Source organism: Micromonospora palomenae (assembly GCF_007829925.1).
In the GTDB taxonomy this organism is placed as follows: Bacteria; Actinomycetota; Actinomycetes; order Mycobacteriales; family Micromonosporaceae; genus Micromonospora; species Micromonospora purpureochromogenes.
Map to the genome: position 1 here is coordinate 2,290,605 of NZ_VIXA01000001.1, position 17,636 is coordinate 2,308,240.

A 17,636-nucleotide genomic window follows, 5' to 3' on the forward strand; every position below is an offset into this window, starting at 1 on the left:
GCAGCGTGCGCGGCCACCACGTCCAGTCGGAGGGGCCCTGCCGGGCGACACTCATCACCCAGTGGTTCCCACCCGAGCCCACCCCCGTCCCGCTGAGCATCGCCCACTCCCTGCACCGGCGGGGATTCGAGGTGGACGTCCTGACCGGCATGCCGAACTATCCCGACGGCAAGCTCAAGCCGGGATATCGGGCCTGGCGTCGGACGACCGGAACGGAGCACGGCCTGCGCGTTGTCCGGACCCCGCTCTACCCCAGCCACAACCACTCGGCGGCGGGCCGGGCCGCGAACTACCTCAGCTACGCCGCCTCGTCCTCGGCCCTCGGCGCGAAGGCGCTCCGGGGCGCCGACGTGGCGCTGGTCTATTCCGGCCCGGCCACAGCCGCGACGGCGGCCATGACCGCCCGGCTCCGGTGGCGGACGCCCTACGTGGCCATGGTGATGGACCTCTGGCCCGACTCGGTCTTCGCGTCCGGGTTCCTGACCGGGGGCGTGAGCCGGCGGGTCGCGGAGAACGCCCTCAGCTGGTTCACCAACCAGACGTACCGGCGCGCGGACCATGTCACCGTCACGTCTCCGGGACAACGCGACGCGATCGTCGCCCGGGGAGTGGCCCCGGACCGGGTCTCCGTCGTCTACAACTGGGTCGACGAGAAGGTCATGCACCCGACGGAGCCCGACGGGGAGCTGCGCCGGCAGCTGGGCCTCACCGACGAGTTCGTCGTCATGTACGGCGGCAATCACGGCATGGCCCAGCGACTCGACGTCGCGATCGAAGCCTTGGCACGCCTCGACGATCTATCGGACGTCCACCTCGTGTTGGTCGGTGACGGCATCGAGAAGCGCGCGCTGCAGTCGCTGGCCGACCGGCTCCGCCTGCGTACCGTGCACTTCCTGCCGGCCCAGCCACCGGAGCGGATGGCCGGCCTGATGGCCTCGGCCGACATCCAGCTGGTGTCCCTGGCGGACGAACCGCTGTTCAGGATCACCATGCCGAGCAAGATCCAGTCGATCTTCGCCTGCGGGCAGCCGGTGGTGGCCTGCGTACCGGGTGACGCGTCGAGGGTGGTCGACGAGGCCGGTGCGGGCCTCACCTGCCCGCCGGGCGATCCGGCCGGACTGGCTGCGGCGCTCCGACAGGCGCACGCCGCCTCCGCAGACCGCCGGCGAGCCATGGGGCAGGCCGGGCGCGCCTACTACCTCGAACACATGAGCGAATCCGTCAGCTCGCAGCTGCTCGCGGACGTGGCCGTCGCCTGCGCGGCCCGGAACACCGGCAGGGTGCCACGCGGGCGGGGACAGGAGATGGCATGAGTCAGCGGGTGCTCGTCCTCGGCGCCACCGGAATGCTGGGGCACACGTTGCTGCGAGAACTGGACCGCGGCGGTGAGCTGGACGTGTTCGGCTCGGCCCGCTCCGCTGACGACCTGTCACGCTTCTTCCCGCCGCACCTCGCACGTCGCATCACGCCCGGCGTCGACGCTCTCGACACCGACCGCGTCCGTCGCCTGCTGGACGACGTCCGACCCGACCTGGTGGTCAACGGCGTCGGTGTGATCAAGCAACGGTCCGATGTGCACGACGCCGTCCGCACGGTCACGATCAACGCGCTCCTTCCCCAGATCCTGGCCCACGAGTGCGGGACGCGCGGTGTCCGCCTGGTCAGCGTGAGCACCGATTGTGTCTTTTCCGGCGACCGTGGCAACTACATGGAGACGGATATTCCCGATCCCCCGGACCTCTACGGTCGGTCCAAGCTGCTCGGGGAGACCGCTCCCCCAACCCTCACGCTTCGGACGTCCATCATCGGCCACGAGCTGACCAGCAACCGGTCACTCGTGGACTGGTTCCTGTCCCAGACGACCGACGTCCGGGGCTACACCAAGGCGATCTACACCGGGGTCACCACCACCGAGTTCGCCCATTTCCTCAGGACGGTCGTGCTGCCGCGCGAGGATCTTCAGGGGCTCTACCACCTCGCGGCCGCGCCCGTGTCCAAGTATGACCTGCTCCGGCTCGTCGCCCGCACCTACGGCTGGACGGGACGGATCCTGCCCGAGGACGGCTTCCGCTGCGACCGATCCCTGTCGGCCGACGCGCTCTTCGCCGCCACGGGGTACCGCCCGCCCGCCTGGCCGGAGATGATCAGCCAATTGCGCGAGGCGATGTCGCGGTGGAACTTGCCGGCGGGACGCCTGGCAAGTCTGGCTCCGGCCAGCTGACCGACCTCGGACACTCGTCCAGCCGGGTGGTCGCCCGGCCGAACGAGCGTGTCCGCCCGGGTGGCGGTGGGCCCGGCGGCCAGGTCAGGCACTCGGGTACCACGTACGACATCGAGGAGAACTGGGACTTCCTCATCGTCGAGACGCACGAGGCGGGCAGCGACGCCTGGACCACGCTGCCGGACGCCGGCGGCCTCACCGGTACGGAGACCGGGGACAGCTGCGCCGGTGGCTGGGCCGAGTTGCACCCCGTTCCTCGCCCACCACCAGGCCGCCGACTGCCCCTCGAGCGGCAGCACCGGCATTGGAACACGGCCACCGGTTCCTCGAGCGGCTGGAAGGTGTTCACCGCCGAGATCTCGTTCGAGACGCCGGACCTGGGCGGCTGGACGGTGGCCCGGCGGCCGCCCGGCTCCGCGCCCGGCGCCCGGCGCCAACGACTGAGCCCACAGCCAGCAGGCGTTTCCGAGGGCGCGGCGGTGGTCACCGACGACACCGTGTACCTCGGCTTCGGCCTGGTGGGACTGGCCCCGGCCGCCCGGGACCGGGTCCTGACCGGTCCCGGGCCGGCCTCACCGCCGGATGCCGGCCCACCCGTGGTGCCGGCGGACGGTGGACAGCATGAAGTCGACGACCCGGCGTGAGGTGTCGCGCACCTGGTAGTCGGCGGGGCACGGGACGCCTTCCCGGCTCTGGTCAACCGTGACCCGGACGGCCTCCGACACGCCGGTCGGATCCAGTCCGGTCATGATGACGCTGCCGACGTCCAATGCCTCGGGACGCTCGATGGACTCCCGCAGCGTCACCGCGGGGAAGCCCACGATCGCCGCCTCCTCGCTGATGGTGCCGCTGTCCGAGAGCGTGCAGCGGGCGTTGCGCTGGAGCTGGATGTAGTCGAAGAGACCGAATGGTTCGTGGAAGGCCAGACCGTCGAGGTCGCTGGGGTCGGGGGCGAGCGCCTCGAGCCGCTTGCGGGTGCGCGGGTGGGTGGACACCAGCACCGGCAGGTCCCACTCGTCGCGTACCGCCCGCAGGCAGCCGAGCAGCTGGCGCAGCCGCTCCGGCTGATCCACGTTCTCCTCGCGGTGGGCGCTCACCAGGAAGTAGCCTCCCGGGGCGAGTTCCAGCTGCCGCAGCACCGTCGAGGCGTCGATGTCGGCGCGGTAGTGATCCAGCACTTCACGCATCGGTGACCCGGTGTGCAGGATGCGGCGGGGGTGCAGCCCTTCGGCCAGCAGGTTGCGCCGGGCGTGTTCGGTGTAGACCAGGTTGAAGTCCGAGACGTGGTCGACGAGGCGGCGGTTGGTCTCCTCCGGCACGTTCAGGTCGAAGCACCGGTTGCCGGCCTCCATGTGGTACACCGGCACCCGCATCCGCCGTCCGATCAGGGCGGCGATGGAGCTGTTCGTGTCGCCGAGGATCAGCATCGCGTCCGGCCGGACCTCACGGATGACGTCCTCGACACCGGCGAGCACCCCGCCCAGCATCCGGCCCAGCGACGTGGTGTCGACGTTGAGGAACCGGTCGGGTTCGCGCATCCGTAGCTCGCGGAAGAACACCTCGGACAGCGCCGGATCCCAGTTCTGCCCCGTGTGGACGAGGACGTGGTCGACCGTGCGGTCGAGCCGGTCGACGACCCGGGATAGCCGGATGATCTCCGGTCGCGTCCCTACCACCGTCACAACCCGCGTCATCTCACGTCCCTTCCGACCGACGACCGGTGTCCGACGCACCGGGCGCCCGTAGACACAACGAATCGTGGAGTCGACGAGAAACGTCACCGATCGAAATGGTGGATGTGGCGGCGGATCCGACGTGACCCGGCGGCGCGGTCAGCCCAGCAGGCGTACCTCTTCGAAGAGGTTGGTGAAGCGCTGCTGGCCGCGCCAGGCCCCGAAGGCCTCCGCGGCGCGGTCCCTGGCCCGCCGGCGGTCGGTCGGCGAGAGGGCGGCGAAGCGTTCCACGCCGGCGGCGACCGCGTCGGCGGTGAGGGGCCGCACGACGGCGCCGCCGCCGGCCTCGATCAGATCGTTCCACGGGGTCTCGTCGGAGCAGATCAGCGGGCAGGACGCCGCCAGGCTCTCCAGGATGACGTGACCGAAGTTCTCGCCCCGGGTCGGCAGCAGGAAGGCGTCGTACTCGCCGAAGGTACGGATCACCTGCTCGGGCGGCAGCGATCCGCGGTAGCGGACCGTGACGTTCGCCGGCATGCCGGCCATCAGCCGCTGGCAGCGCGCCCAGTAGGCCTGATCCTCGAGTGGGCCGAAGATGTCGAAGTTCACCGGCCGGGTCACCTTGTGCAGGCCGGCGAGTGCCAGGTCGAGGTTCTTCATCGGCGAGATCCGGCTGATGAAGACCAGGCGCAGCGGCCCGTCGGGACGGTCCTGCGGCGGCCTCGCGTCGTCGGGCAGGGACGTCTGCTGGCCGTGCACGATGATCCGGGCCCAGGGGAACCGCGCGGCGATGTGCCGTGCCTCCAGATCGCTGCAGGCCTGCCAACGGACCCGCAGCCGCTTGAGCAGAGGCGCCCAGAACAGCAGGAAGAGCCGCTTCTTGCCGGCCTTGAGGCGCAGCGCGCCCGGCGAGAGTTCACCCCGGGGCGCGAGGAGGATGCTGCGCACCGGCAGCAGCCCCACGGCGGCCGCGAGCACCGGCACCTGCGAGAAGAGCGACCACAGGCTGTTGACGTAGAGCAGGTCGATCCGGCGGGCCCGCAGCTGCCGGGCCAGGCGCACCCAGTTGCGGACGTCACTGACCCGCAGATAGTGGACCAGCGCCCCCCGGCGGCGTACCCACCGCGCGGAGAGGCCGGGGTACGGGTCGGACGTGCCCAGGTCCCGGTCGCGCGTGACGAGCATGACCTCGACGTGCGCCGGACAGCTGTCCAGGATCTTCTCCAGGGACCGGACCGGACCTCCGCCGCGGTAGCCCGGCTGGAAGGCCCGGCTGGTGGCCAGCACGCGGTAGGTCACCGGCGTCCCGTCCGACATCTGGTCGATGTCGATCGACAGCAACCCGCGGTCTCCGCTCACACCGACCTCGCCTTCGTACGCATGCGATCACCTCGAACACCGACCCGAAGAGCCTGCTGGGGGTCGGCCCGGTTGGACACCGGGTCCGCCCGTCATACAAACCCGTTTCCGCGCGTGGAGGTCACGGATCACCGCGACAAACCGCGGCAATCGTGACCGGCGCTTCCGACGGCAGGAAACAGAGCGCCATTCAGAAACCCCGAAGTAGTCTTTGGTCAGCACTCGGCACCGCCACACCGACACGCGTCAGCGACGCCCGTGGGTACCGCGAAAGCTCCCCTCGTCCACCCGCAACTCGTTGATCGCCTCCTCCTCGGGCCTGGCGAGCGGTCTGCTGAACGCGGCGATGCTCGCCCTGAGCGCCCGGACCGGCCAGACCGGAGAGATCGCCACCTACGCCGTCGTCACCGCCGCCCTGACCCTCGTCGCCGTCGCCGGCGGCTCGCCTCTGCTGTACATCAGCGGAGACGCGGGGCAACGCCGCGCGGTGCGCAGCCAGTGGGTCTTCCTGACCCTGCCGACCATGCGCTCGGCACGCTGGCGGTGGGCGCGTTCTACAGCCGCTCCGGCTATGAGCGGCCGGCCATGCTGGCGGTGGGGCAGTCGCCATGGGCAACAACCTCGCCCTGCTCCAACTCGGCGACCTGGCGCGCGACCTGCGGTTCGTCAGCAGCGCGCTGGTCACCTGCGGCTGCAAGATCCCCGCGCTGGTGATGGTCGCCGGCGGCGCGGTGATCAGCGTCTACCAGGCACTGGGCGGCGTCCTGCTCGCCACTTTGCGCGTGCCGATGGTCGGGCGCGTGCGCAGCCGGCAGGGCATCGGCAGCGCCGCACCCGATCGACGGGCGGAGCTGGTGGCCATCCTCAACCAGATCGGCGACGCGGCGTACCGGCGGGCCACCCGGATCATGCTGCTCAACGCCGGGCTGATCACTCCGCTGGCGCTGGTGGCCGTACCCCTGGCGGGCCCGACCGGGGCGGCGGCCGCCACCCTCGCGGCCGAGGTGCTCACCGCTGCGGTGCTCGGCCTGGCCGTGCTGCGCCGGCGTGGCCGGCTGTCGGCCTGGATCATCAACCCGCCGCCGGTGGGCCGGGCTCGGCGGTGACCGCGGGTCGCGGCGGCACGCGCCCGGCCCTGCGGTCGACCCCGTCCGCGCCGTTCGGAGGTCGGCGACCCGCCAGACGCCCATGACCCGCCCGTGCTGGACCGCGTCGTCCCTGATCTCGTACATCGGCGCCGGCAGGTGGAACGGACGCTTGCGCAGGTTGAGCACCCGAAAGTCGCCGCTGCGGATGTCGGCGTTGAACGCGGTCGCCTCGTCGGTCGTCGCGATGAGGTACCGGGCACCGGACGCCCGGACGTTCGACAACAGGCTCGTCGCGTCGGCGAACGAGAGGTGGAAGAGGACCTCCCGGCAGAGCACGACATCGGCGGCGGGCAGCGGCTCGGTGACCGCGTCGACGCACCGGAACTCCCGCAGCGGGGAACCGTGCCGCCTCCGGCTCTCCTCGATGACCGACTCGACGATGTCCACCCCTAGGTAGGGAACCCCAAGTTGCACGTGCTGCATCCAGGTGAAGTCGCCACATCCGACGTCCAGCAGGGACTCGGCGCCGAGCTGCGCGACCACCTTCGGCAGCTCGGCCTGGAGCACCGCCGTCGCCTCCAGCCGCGAACCGGCGCCGGAGAGGCAGTCACGGTTCGGACCGACCAGCCAGATCCCCTGTCGGTAGATCCGCTCGAACGCCTCCTTACGGGCCCCCGTCCGCAGGTAGCTCACGTCCAGACCGCGGGACGCGCGGCGTCGGAGCAGGAGCTGGTCGAGCGACGTGGCGTGCAGGCCGTGCCGCACCAGCTCGCGAATCGTGATCTTGTTCATGCTGTCCGTTCCCCGAAAAGATCCTGGAATGCAACGTCCGGTGAGGCAGGCGCCCGGCGACGCGGAACGCCCTGCGGCGTTCCTGCAGATTACGGCTGAGAATGCCTTATATCGCATTGGGGGTTATCGCGGCGGCCGCCCGCCGCCACGCCCGTGGGACGGGCGCGGCTCGCGGGATCGAGGTGGAATCCGGTGGGGAGGTACCGGTTCGGGCAGGTCCGCATCCGACCCGGGACGTGTCCGAGGCCGTCGACACGTGGCGCTCCGGCTGAGCGCCGACACTCCGACCGAGCAGTTCCGGCGTCACCGACTCGAACTCTTCAGCGTTAGTCCAGCGTGGCTGAATTGTCCGACGTTCCCCTTGGCGGCAACACGCGCTCAGCCTCGAACCATATTCTCGGTCCAGGGGATCCGCCGTGACGGTCCATCAGGGGCGACCCACGGCACGTCCCGGGGAAAACACCCATCCACCGGCACCCTTCCGGCCGATTCGCGTGCTGCTGACGGGTGACTTCTTCGAGCCGGGATTCCGCGCCGGGGGGCCAGCCCGATCCATCGCCCAGTTGCTCGACGTCGTGTCGCCAGCGGTCGAGGTCACGATGGTGACCAGGGACCGGGAGCTGGGCTCGTCGGAGCCGTCTGAACATTCTCGACCGGATCAGGCTGACAGTCGGGGGCACTGACGCCGGATCGTCGGGAGCCTGTGGGGCCAGCCTCACCGGCGGGCAATCAACCATTGGCTCGTCGACCCGCTCGTTGCCGCGAAAGGAATGCGCTTGAACGACCGGTTCACGCGGGAGACGATGGCCCCCTCGCCCGCCGCGCCTCCCAGGGCGGGCCGGACCCGCGCGACAGGAGTCCGGTCGAACACCATCGTGGCGTCTGCGTCGAGTCTGGTGAGTGGCGTACTCAACGCCGGGATACTCGCTTACAGCGCACGGCAGGGGCAGACCGGTGAAATCGCCGCCTACAGCGTCATGACCGCCGCGCTCACCTGGATCGCGATTCTGATCATGGGCGGATCGTCGCTCCTCTATGCGACGGGGGACGAGGACGAACGTCGGTCGGTCCGCTGTCAGCGCCTGCTGATCGCGGCGCCGGCCATGGCCGCCGCCACCGTGCTGCTCGCCTGGCTGTACGGCGGTCGCGGGTACGGGACGGTGGCCCTGCTGAGCGCCGGCGGCGTAATGATCCTGAACAGTCTCGCCGAGCTACGCTTCAGCGATCTCGTCCGCCAGATGAGATTCATCGCGGCCTCGGCAGCGATGACCGCCACCCGGCTCTTCGCGCTGGTGCTGCTGATCGCCGGCGTGCCGCTGACGATCGCGCTGGCGGCCGGCGCGGCCGCCTACCTGGCCACGACCGAGGCGCTTGTCTGCCGCAGCCCGTCCGGCGGCCCCCCGATGTGGACCGGGTTGTCGCCCTCGTGGGCGAGGCGGGCGTTCCGGTTGAACCGACAACTGTTCACCCACAGCTTCGCGGAGTCGCTCACCGGGCGAGCCGGCACGATCGCCCTCTCCCTGGTCGCCAGCCCGCACGTCGTGGGCTGCTTCGGTGCCCTGGTCAGCGTCTATCAGGCGCTGGTCGCCGTCGTCTTCAGCGGGCTGCGGGTGCCGATGGCAATGCGCACGCGGCACCGGCACAATCTGGGGCCGACCGGTGCGGTCAGCCGGGAGGCCGAGGTTATCTCCGTGACCACCGGGGCGGTGATCGCCGCAGGCGTCGTCGCCTGGGCTCCCTGGATGGCCACCAGCCTGCTCGGCCTGCCGATCCCCGAATCGGCGATCTGGTTACAACTGCTGGCGCTCGCCCTCCCGTTCGCCACGGTCAACCGGGCCTTCATGCTGAATCGCATTGGCGACGGCAACTACCGGGCCGCCACCCGGGTGGCCGTGTCCATCGCCATGGTGGTCACCGGTGGACTGCTCGTCCAGGCCCTGACGCTCGGTCCGACGGGCGTCGCCGCCGCAACCTGCATCGCGGAAGCGGCCGTCGCCGGCGTCTTGGTCGCGCTGGCCGCGTTGCGCTGGTACGGACGCACGAGGGCGAACGGGTCGCACACCGCTGCCGCCGGTCAGGATCGTGACCGGCCCCGTTCCTCCACTGCCGTCGGCAGGTGACGAGCAGCGCTCCGGCGCGCCGGTGGCGCGGCCGCCAAGTCACATCCGCCCAACCCAGAGGGCACTCATGTTCCCGACCCACCACCGCCAGCCTGAAGGCGCGAGGCTAATCGGCAAACCACGGCTGCTGATCCAACCAGAGCTTCAAGAAAGTCACCATCCAGACGAAGTTCCTCACACCCTGGGTCAACGGCTGGCCCTCTGCAGCGCGTTCGACGATCCGCCGTAGACGGGTGATCTCGAGGTAATCGGCCAATGCCCCAGGTTCTGCCGAGATCCGCTGCACAACACCACGCAGCGGCTCCTCGGTCAGCCACCGGTCTAACGGCGGAACGAAACCGGACTTGGGGCGGTAGACCAGCTCAGCCGGTACGGACGCGGCAAGGCTGTTTTTCAGCGCTAGTTTGGCATCCCGGAAGGTGTACTTGATCTCCCGCGGCATGGCGAACGCTTCGGCGAGCAGATCTGGCTCCAGGAAAGGGAAGGATGCACGTACTCCCCGCATGCGCAATGGATCGAAGCTCTTGGCCGCATACTCGCCGGCGCAGACATGGAGAAGGTCCAGCCATTGATACTGGTCACGAACGTCGGTCGAGGGCGCGCAGTCGATGATGTACGTGCGTATCGCCCGCGACAGGTACGCGCGGTCCGGCGGGGGCAAGCGGTAGAGGACGCCGTCGAGTGCATTGGTTGCCACCACCGCGGCTTCCAAGAGCGGCATTTGGGCGGCTCGCCGGAGAGCCCTCGTGCGATGTTCGAACCGGCTTGGCCGCCGCCATAGTCCGGCCCAGGAGTAGAGCCCTGCTGCGCCACGCAGTAGCGGCCGAGGCAGCCGGTAGAGCTTTTGCCACGTTGCCAGTTGACCGACGCCGAAAGCGCCGTCCGCGCCGGTTCCGTCGATGAACTGCGGGGCGTCGGGGGCCATCTTGATGCCGGCCCGCACCATCAAGTTGGCAGATATGGTGGCGAAATCCCCGAACGGGTACGTGTAGTCGCGGCCGATGTCGGCCAGAAACGCGTTCATCTCCGTGGACTCGTAGGTCGTCTGCTCGAAGTCCAGGTGGAAATGCCTGGCCATCGCGGCCGCATGCTTCGCTTCCGGGTCGGCGTCGCCGAAGGAAAAGTTGAGCAACCAGACATCGGTACGCCGCAGGGCGGACAGTCGGGCCGCGAGAAGCCCCGAATCCACTCCACCGCTGAAGGTCAGTACCGAACCCTTGGGCGCGGTGTCGAGGATGGCGTCGAGGCATCGGTCAAAGCGTATGCCATCGGCAGCCTCGCGTGGCTGAAGGTGATTGACGGCGGCAGTTGCCACGCCGCTGCTGAGATCAATGCTGGTGACATGCCCGGGTGCCGCACGCTCGACGCCGGACAACAGGGTGAGCGGAGCCGGGATGGCGCCGTACTGCAGGAGCGCGTGCACCGCGCGGCGATCGAGGCGACTGCGCCCGATACGGCCGAGGAGGCGTAGGTCGTTGCTGAGGCAGAAGCCGCCGTCCGCAGCCCGGAAGACCACCTGTTCCGGCGTGGCTGGCGGTACGTGGACCTGCACGGTGTCAGTGCCCAGCCGGTGATCGATCCAGATGTCGTTCCCAGCCGGCTCGCTGGCCGCGATCGCCATGGCGTTGGCCGCCGTTGCTCGCGTCGTACGAAGCCGGATCGCATCACCGATCTGACTGATCGCAGGGGATTCCCCGAGCTTGGAAAGCTGTGCGCACGTAAAGGCTCCATACGTGACATACGCCGATACCAGGCCGAGCCAGCGGGCATGCTCCTCAACCTGCCGGCGCCAATCGAGCTGGCCCGGGCCACGGTACATGGCGAAAATCACTCACTCCTCCAACGCAATTAGACAAGCCCGAAGTGCAATATTAAGGCCTTTAATCAACCCGCGGGTGTATCCGGAAATCATCCGCCTGGAAGTGTGGATCGGCGGCGGCCGGTGCCGGTGAGGTCCAGGCTCATCAGGGCCATGTACACGCACTTGAGTGCTGCTTGCTCGTTGGGGAGGCACCCGCGGGCGCGTACGGCCTTGCGGATTGCGGGCGTTGACGCTCTCGATCGCGTTCATGGAACAGATGACTTTGCGGAGTTCGACGCCGACGGCGAGGAACGGCGTGAACTCGGCCCAGGCGTTCTTCACAGCCGGACGATCGGCCCACCTGACTGGGCGTCCGCGCCGGTAGCGGTCGGGGGTGCGCCCGGCGCTCGTCATGCAGGGCAGCCTTCCGGGCGAGTTGCCGACGACGCTCCGCGAACATCACCTTCGCCCGCGTCAACGCATCCACCTCCAATCGCTCCCAGGGTTGGCTGCCGACCGTCGGGGCATCCTGATCTTCGCCGCACCGCCCATTCATCAGCACCTCCCTAAACGAGGCGACAGAATGCGGGTTACGAAGGCAGGCCGGCCAGGTGGGCCACCACCGACGACAGTGACGGCATCCCGGGATACCGGCGGAGCCGAGCGCCCCATTGACACGCGTGAGTCATGTTGGGAAGGCTCTCCGTTACCGGTCCTTCCACCGAAGGGGATGCGATGAGACCAACACGGCTGGCGATCGCCGGCGTGTTCACCCTGGTCGGCGCGCTGGCGCTGACCGCACCGGCGAGCGCACGGCCACCGTCTGACCCGGGCGGCCGCGACAGCTTGGAGGTGTACGTCGGCACGCTCGACCCGCAACAGCTGGAGAAGCTGCGCGCGTCCGGCGTCGACCTCGGCCACGACCACCGCGGCACCGATGAGAACGGGGCCACCCGGGTCGAGACGGTGCTCAGCAGACGGGAGGCGGCGCGCCTGGCCGACCAGGGCGTGCGGCTGGAGGTCAAGAAGGTGCGCGGCAAGGAGGCCTCCCGGGCGCTGCGCGAGCAGGCGGCGGCCGGCTGGGACGCGTTCCGGTCGTACAGCGAGCCCGGTGGCCTCCGGGACGAGATCACCGCCACGGCAGCGCGCTTCCCGAAGCTGGCCAAGCTGGAGACGATCGGCCGCACCGTCCAGGGCAAGCCGATCCTGGCGGTGAAGGTGACGAAGAACGCGCGGACCGTGCCGGACGGGCGACGCCCGGCGGTGCTCTACGGCAGCGCGCAGCACGCCCGCGAGTGGATCACCCCGGAGATGACCCGCCGCCTGCTGCACCACGTGCTGGACAACTACGGCACCGACCCGGAGATCACCCGGTTGGTGGACCGCACCGAGCTGTGGTTCCTGCCGGTGGCCAACCCGGACGGCTACGACCACACCTTCACCCCGGGCAACCGGTTGTGGCGCAAGAACCTGCGCGACAACGACGGTGACGGCCAGGTCACCACCGCCGACGGCGTCGACCTCAACCGCAACTTCAGCTACAAGTGGGGGTACGACGACGAGGGCTCCTCGCCGGAGCCGAACAGCGACACCTACCGCGGCCCGGACCCCAACTCGGAGCCGGAGACGAAGGCGCTCGACGCGCTCTTCAAGCGGGTGCGCTTCGAGTTCTTCGTCAACTACCACTCGGCGGCCCAGCTGCTGCTCTACGGCGTCGGCTGGCAGGTCAGCACGCCGACCCCGGACGACGTCATCTACCAGGCGATGGCCGGCGACGACGCGCACCCGGCGGTGCCCGGCTACGACCCGGACATCTCCGCCGAGCTGTACACCACCAACGGGGACACCGACAGCCACGCCACGGTCCGCTACGGCACACTCGGCTTCACCCCGGAGATGTCCACCTGCCAGTCGGCGGCCGCCTCCGACCCGGACGACCAGTGGCGGCCGGAGGACTGCATCAGCGGGTTCATCTTCCCCGACGACGAGAAGCTGATCTCCGCCGAGGTGGCGAAGAACCTGCCGTTCGCGCTGTCGGTGGCGAAGTCGGCGGCCGACCCGGACGACCCGGTGTCGGTGGTCGGCCGCAGCACCCCCGATTTCGTGGTCGACTCCTTCGACACCTCCTACGGGCGTACCCAGCAGGTCGCGTCGATCACCCGCCGCGCGCTGCGCGACGTCCGGATGCACTACGTGGTCAACGGTGGCCGCCCGAAGACGATCAAGGTCCGCGAGTGGCGCGGCGGCGAACGGTACGGCGACACCCACGACGACTACTACGCCGAGCTGCGCGGCACGGTCACCGGTACCAAGCCGGGTGACCGGGTCGAGGTGTGGTTCACCGGGGTCAAGCCGCGCAGCGGCCCGGTGGCCAGCGAGCACTTCACCTACCGGGTGCACACCGACATCGGCGGGGACGTGCTGGTGCTCGCGGTGGAGGACGTGACCGGGCTCAGCCCGGTGCAGACCGGCGGCCCGACCGCGAAGTACGCCGACGAGATCGCCGCGTCGTTGGCCAAGGCCGGCCGCAGCAGCGACGTCTACGACTTCGACGCGATGGGCCGCGCCGCCCCGCACCCGCTGGGCGTGCTGTCGCACTACCGGACGGTGGTCTGGGAGACCGGCGACGACATCATCCTGCGCTCGCCCGGCCAGGTCGGCGGCACCGCCGCCCGGGCGGCGCTCGACACCGAGCTGGCCGTCCGCGACTACCTCAACGAGGGCGGCAAGCTCCTGGTCAGCGGCAAGTACGCGCTGTTAGCCCAGGCCGCCAACGGCTCGTACGTCTACCAGCCGGACCCGGCGGTGGCGGAGTGCGCCGACCCGGACGACGCCACCTGCCTGCCGTTGTTGAACGACTTCCAGCAGTACTACCTGGGGGCGTACAACTACGTCAGCGACGGCGGCAGCGACCCGGACAGCACGCCGTACCCGCTGCGCGGCGCGGACGGCGCCTTCGCCGGCTTCGAGGGACAGCTCAACGCGCCCGGCTCGGCGGGGAACCAGGACCACACGGCCTCGTTCCTCACCACGTCGAGCTTCCTGGCCCCGGACCGGTTCCCGCAGTTCGCCAGCTCGGCGGCGGTGGACTGGGCCCGGCCGGGCAGCGCGCCGTTCGACCCCCGCACCGGCGACTGGTACCTGTACAGCGGGCGGTCCGACGAGTCGTACAAGCGGCTCACCCGGACCGTCGACCTCACCTCGGCGACCAGCGGGCAGCTGCGCTTCTTCGCCTCGTACGACATCGAGCAGAACTGGGACTTCCTGATCGTCGAGGCGCACGAGGTGGGCAGCGACAACTGGACGACGCTGCCCGACGCCAACGGTCGGACCGGCACCGAGACCGGCGACAGCTGCGAGTCGGGCTGGGCGGAGACCCTGCACCCGTTCCTCGCCCACTACCAGGGCGCCGACTGCTCTCCGACGGGCAGCACCGGTAGCTGGAACGCGGCCACCGGCAGCTCCGGCGGCTGGCGGGAGTTCGCCGTCGACCTGTCGGCGTACGCCGGCAAGCAGGTCGAGATCTCCATCTCGTACGTCTCCGACTGGGGCACCCAGGGCCTGGGTGTGTTCCTGGACGACGCGCGGGTGATCACCGACGGCACGGTCGTCTCGGAGACCTCCTTCGAGACGCCGGACCTGGGTGGGTGGACGGTGGCCGGGCCGCCGCCGGGCTCCGCACCGGGCGGCAACGACTGGGCCCGTAGCCAGCAGGCGTTCACCGAGGGCGCGGCGGTGGTCACCGACGACACCGTCTACCTCGGCTTCGGCCTGGAGGGGCTGGCCCCGGCGGTCCGGGACGACCTGGTCGCCCGGTCGCTGGCCCACCTGAGCGGCCGGCCGCGCCGCTAGCGGACGCGGGTGCGGCGGCGGGCTCCCACCGCCGCCGCACCTGTCCGTACGGCTGCCGGACCGTCCGCCCGTGTGATGAGCTGTACCGGTGGCGGGGTTCCTGTTCGGTCTGGTGCTGCATCCCAGCCGGGACGTCTCCGAGGTGGTCGAGATCGTCGACCGTTGGGCGGTCCGGCACGGCAAGAGCCTCGCCGTCCGCACCGAGGACCGGCACCGGGTGCCGCCGTCGGTGGAGCTGGTGCCGGCGGCGGAGCTGGCCCACCGGTCGGACGCGTTGATCAGCATCGGCGGGGACGGCACCATGCTCGGTGCGCTGCGCTCGGCCGTGCGGGACCCGAAGCCGGTGCTCGGGGTGCACCTGGGCAAGCTCGGCTTCCTCGTCGAGGTCGAGCCGCCGGATCTGCCCCGGGCGCTGGACCGGCTGGTCGCCCACGACTTCATCGTCGAGTCGCGCGCCTGCCTGGCCTGCGACGTGTGCGGGGACGACGTGGTGGCGTTCAACGACATCGCCCTCGTCCGCCATCCGGGGTCCGGCTTCGTCACCGCCACCCTCGCCGTCGACGGGCAGCGTTACGGCTACTACCGGTGCGACGCGCTGGTGATCAGCACGCCGACCGGCTCGACGGCGTACAGCTACGCGGCGGGCGGGCCGCTGATCTCGCCGGCGACGCAGGCCGTGGTGGTGACGCCGTCAGCGCCGATGGCCGGCATCTCCCGGTCGGTGGTGCTCTCCTCCGACGAGACCATCCGGCTGGAGCTGCTGCCCGACTCGGCGCCGGTGGCCGTGGAGATCGACGGCATCATCATCCGGGACGCCTCGACCGAGGGTGCGGTGCACGTGCGGTACCAGCAGAACGCCGGCCTGGTGGTCCGCCTCGACCCCCGCCGCTACGCGGAACGCAACCAGCTCAAGCTCAGCCTGCTGGACCTGCCACTGCTGCCGGAGCAGCTGCGCGAGCTGCTGCCGGACGGGATGCGCAAGCAGTTGAACCGCCGCGAGCTGCCCCCGCCGCGCTGACCGCGCCCCGTGGCTCAGGCCTTGGCGAGCACCCCGTCGACCAGCGCCTTCGCCTCCTCCTGGATGCGGGCCAGGTGCTCCGGCCCCCGGAACGACTCGGCGTAGATCTTGTAGACGTCCTCGGTGCCGGACGGCCGGGCGGCGAACCAGCCCGACTCGGTGGTCACCTTCAGCCCGCCGATCGCCGCGCCGTTGCCGGGCGCGGTGGTGAGCGTCGCGGTGATCGGCTCGCCGGCCAGCTCGGTGGCGCCCACCTGCTCCGGGGAGAGCTTGCCGAGCACGGCCTTCTGCTCCCGGCTGGCCGGGGCGTCGATCCGGGCGTACGCGGGGGCGCCGAAGCGCTCGGTCAGCTCGGCGTAGTGCTGGCTGGGGGTCCGGCCGGTGGTGGCGATGATCTCCGAGGCGAGCAGGCAGAGCAGGATGCCGTCCTTGTCGGTGGTCCAGGTGCTCCCGTCGCGGCGCAGGAAGGACGCGCCGGCGCTCTCCTCGCCGCCGAAGCCGACCGCGCCGTCGAGCAGCCCGGGCACGAACCACTTGAAGCCCACCGGCACCTCCAGCAGCGGACGACCCAGGTCCGCCGCGATCCGGTCGATCATCGAGGAGGAGACCAGCGTCTTGCCGACCGCCGCCGCCGGGCCCCACTGCTCCCGGGTACGGAACAGGTGCCCGATCGCCACCGCGAGGTAGTGGTTGGGGTTCATCAGGCCGCCGTCGGGGGTGACGATGCCGTGCCGGTCGGCGTCGGCGTCGTTGCCGGTGGAGACCTGGTAGTCGGCGCGGGCGGCGATCAGCGAGGCCATCGCGTTCGGCGAGGAGCAGTCCATCCGGATCTTGCCGTCGCCGTCCAGGGTCATGAACCGCCAGGTGGGGTCGACCGTCGGGTTGAGCACGGTCAGGTCCAGCCGGTGCCGCTCGGCGATCTCCCCCCAGTACGCGACGCTGGCCCCGCCGAGCGGGTCGGCGCCGATGCGCACCCCGGCGTCGCGGATGGCGTCGATGTCGATCGCGGCGGGCAGGTCGTCGACGTAGCCGGCGAGGAAGTCGTACCCGCCGGTGGTGTCGGCGGCGCGGGCTCGGGCGTACGGGATCCGCCGGACCTCCTTGAGGCCGGCGGCCAGGATGGCGTTGGCCCGGTCCTGGATCCACTTCGTGACGTCGCTGTCGGCGGGGCCGCCGTGGGTGGGGTTGTACTTGAACCCGCCGTCGTCGGGCGGGTTGTGCGACGGGGTGATGACGATGCCGTCGGCGAGGCCGCTGGTGCGCCCCCGGTTGTGGGTGAGCACGGCGTGCGAGAGCGCCGGCGTGGGGGTGTAGCCGTCGCGGCTGTCCCGCAGCACGGTGACGCCGTTGGCGGCGAGCACCTCCAGGGCGTCGGCCTCGGCGGGGGCGGAGAGCGCGTGGGTGTCCCGGGCGAGGAAGAGCGGGCCGTCGAGGCCCCGCTCCCGGCGGTAGTCGCAGAGCGCCTGGGTGACCGCGAGGATGTGGTCGGAGTTGAAGGCGTTGCGCAGCGACGACCCGCGGTGCCCGGACGTGCCGAAGGAGACCTGCTGCGCCGGGTCGTCGGGGTCCGGGTGCTCGGCGTAGTAGGCGGTCACCAGCCGCGGCACGTCCACCAGGTCGGCGGGCTCGGCGGGCTGTCCGGCGCGGGGATGGGCCACTGCTGCAACCTCCAAGGGCGGTACTCCGACGCTCATTGCTTCCCGGCCACGGCC

Annotated in this window: 11 protein-coding genes and 3 pseudogenes; 7 read left to right on the forward strand and 7 right to left on the reverse strand. The window is 70.4% G+C overall.

Annotation, left to right across the window (positions count from 1 at the left end; genetic code table 11):
- The first annotated feature begins 5 nt into the window (after positions 1–5).
- The 3 genes and pseudogenes from FHX75_RS10355 to FHX75_RS10365 form a co-directional block, all read left to right on the forward strand.
- Entirely contained in the window at positions 6–1,313 is a 1,308-nt protein-coding gene (locus tag FHX75_RS10355) for a glycosyltransferase family 4 protein (RefSeq protein WP_281290802.1), read from the forward strand.
- Positions 1,310–2,221 carry a dTDP-4-dehydrorhamnose reductase family protein gene (locus FHX75_RS10360; protein WP_154938439.1) on the forward strand — a complete coding sequence of 304 codons (912 nt, stop codon included), beginning with the start codon at positions 1,310–1,312 and terminating at the stop codon, positions 2,219–2,221. Before FHX75_RS10355 ends, FHX75_RS10360 begins: the two co-directional genes overlap by 4 nt.
- 98 nt (positions 2,222–2,319) lie before the next feature.
- A pseudogene (locus FHX75_RS10365) lies at positions 2,320–2,865 on the forward strand (hypothetical protein); the annotation flags it as partial.
- Here the strand turns inward: FHX75_RS10365 and wecB are convergent.
- The 3 genes from wecB to FHX75_RS30680 all read right to left on the reverse strand — a co-directional run bounded on the left by wecB (position 2,794) and on the right by FHX75_RS30680 (position 5,646).
- Entirely contained in the window at positions 2,794–3,915 is a 1,122-nt protein-coding gene (wecB, locus tag FHX75_RS10370) for a non-hydrolyzing UDP-N-acetylglucosamine 2-epimerase (protein ID WP_154938443.1), read from the reverse strand. The pseudogene FHX75_RS10365 and the gene wecB sit on opposite strands and share 72 nt — an antisense overlap.
- 138 nt (positions 3,916–4,053) lie before the next feature.
- Positions 4,054–5,253 (reverse strand): glycosyltransferase family 4 protein, encoded by a 1,200-nt coding sequence (locus tag FHX75_RS10375; RefSeq protein WP_154938445.1) that lies wholly within the window; start codon positions 5,251–5,253, stop codon positions 4,054–4,056.
- A 246-nt stretch (positions 5,254–5,499) separates the two neighbouring features.
- Positions 5,500–5,646, reverse strand: a complete 147-nt coding sequence (locus FHX75_RS30680) for a hypothetical protein (protein WP_170285328.1) — start codon at positions 5,644–5,646, stop codon at positions 5,500–5,502.
- A gap of 215 nt (positions 5,647–5,861) precedes the next feature.
- On the opposite strand from FHX75_RS30680, the gene FHX75_RS31545 reads away from it, so the two are divergent.
- Positions 5,862–6,359, forward strand: coding sequence for a hypothetical protein (locus FHX75_RS31545; RefSeq protein ID WP_170285254.1), 498 nt, complete (start codon positions 5,862–5,864; stop codon positions 6,357–6,359).
- Between the two features lie 306 nt (positions 6,360–6,665).
- On the opposite strand, the pseudogene FHX75_RS32220 reads toward FHX75_RS31545, so the two are convergent.
- A pseudogene (locus tag FHX75_RS32220) lies at positions 6,666–7,250 on the reverse strand (class I SAM-dependent methyltransferase); the annotation flags it as partial.
- Positions 7,251–8,029: 779 nt separating this feature from the next.
- On the opposite strand from FHX75_RS32220, the gene FHX75_RS10385 reads away from it, so the two are divergent.
- Positions 8,030–9,253: a polysaccharide biosynthesis protein gene (locus FHX75_RS10385; protein ID WP_154938447.1), complete on the forward strand. Its 1,224-nt coding sequence runs from the start codon at positions 8,030–8,032 to the stop codon at positions 9,251–9,253.
- Positions 9,254–9,359: 106 nt separating this feature from the next.
- Here the strand turns inward: FHX75_RS10385 and FHX75_RS10390 are convergent, their stop codons facing one another.
- Both FHX75_RS10390 and FHX75_RS31555 read right to left on the reverse strand, forming a co-directional pair.
- Entirely contained in the window at positions 9,360–11,084 is a 1,725-nt protein-coding gene (locus tag FHX75_RS10390) for an asparagine synthase-related protein (protein ID WP_154938449.1), read from the reverse strand.
- Between the two features lie 98 nt (positions 11,085–11,182).
- Positions 11,183–11,393 (reverse strand): annotated as a pseudogene (locus tag FHX75_RS31555) (transposase); the annotation flags it as partial.
- 396 nt (positions 11,394–11,789) lie between these two features.
- Here FHX75_RS31555 and FHX75_RS10400 point away from each other — a divergent pair.
- Positions 11,790–14,906: a M14 family metallopeptidase gene (locus FHX75_RS10400; protein WP_154938451.1), complete on the forward strand. Its 3,117-nt coding sequence runs from the start codon at positions 11,790–11,792 to the stop codon at positions 14,904–14,906.
- 88 nt (positions 14,907–14,994) lie between these two features.
- Entirely contained in the window at positions 14,995–15,924 is a 930-nt protein-coding gene (locus FHX75_RS10405) for an NAD(+)/NADH kinase (RefSeq protein ID WP_154938452.1), read from the forward strand.
- Between the two features lie 14 nt (positions 15,925–15,938).
- Here the strand turns inward: FHX75_RS10405 and pgm are convergent, their stop codons facing one another.
- A complete protein-coding gene (pgm, locus tag FHX75_RS10410; RefSeq protein WP_154938454.1) occupies positions 15,939–17,582 on the reverse strand; it encodes a phosphoglucomutase (alpha-D-glucose-1,6-bisphosphate-dependent) in 1,644 nt (547 codons plus the stop codon).
- Between the last annotated feature and the right edge of the window lie 54 nt (positions 17,583–17,636).

Bases quoted from the DNA above. Each gene is read 5' to 3' on its own strand.
- wecB (WP_154938443.1), bottom strand. From the start codon at position 3,915: ATGACGCGGGTTGTGACGGTGGTAGGGACGCGACCGGAGATCATCCGG.
- FHX75_RS31545 (WP_170285254.1), top strand. From the start codon at position 5,862: ATGGGCAACAACCTCGCCCTGCTCCAACTCGGCGACCTGGCGCGCGAC.
- FHX75_RS10360 (WP_154938439.1), top strand. From the start codon at position 1,310: ATGAGTCAGCGGGTGCTCGTCCTCGGCGCCACCGGAATGCTGGGGCAC.
- FHX75_RS10400 (WP_154938451.1), top strand. From the start codon at position 11,790: ATGAGACCAACACGGCTGGCGATCGCCGGCGTGTTCACCCTGGTCGGC.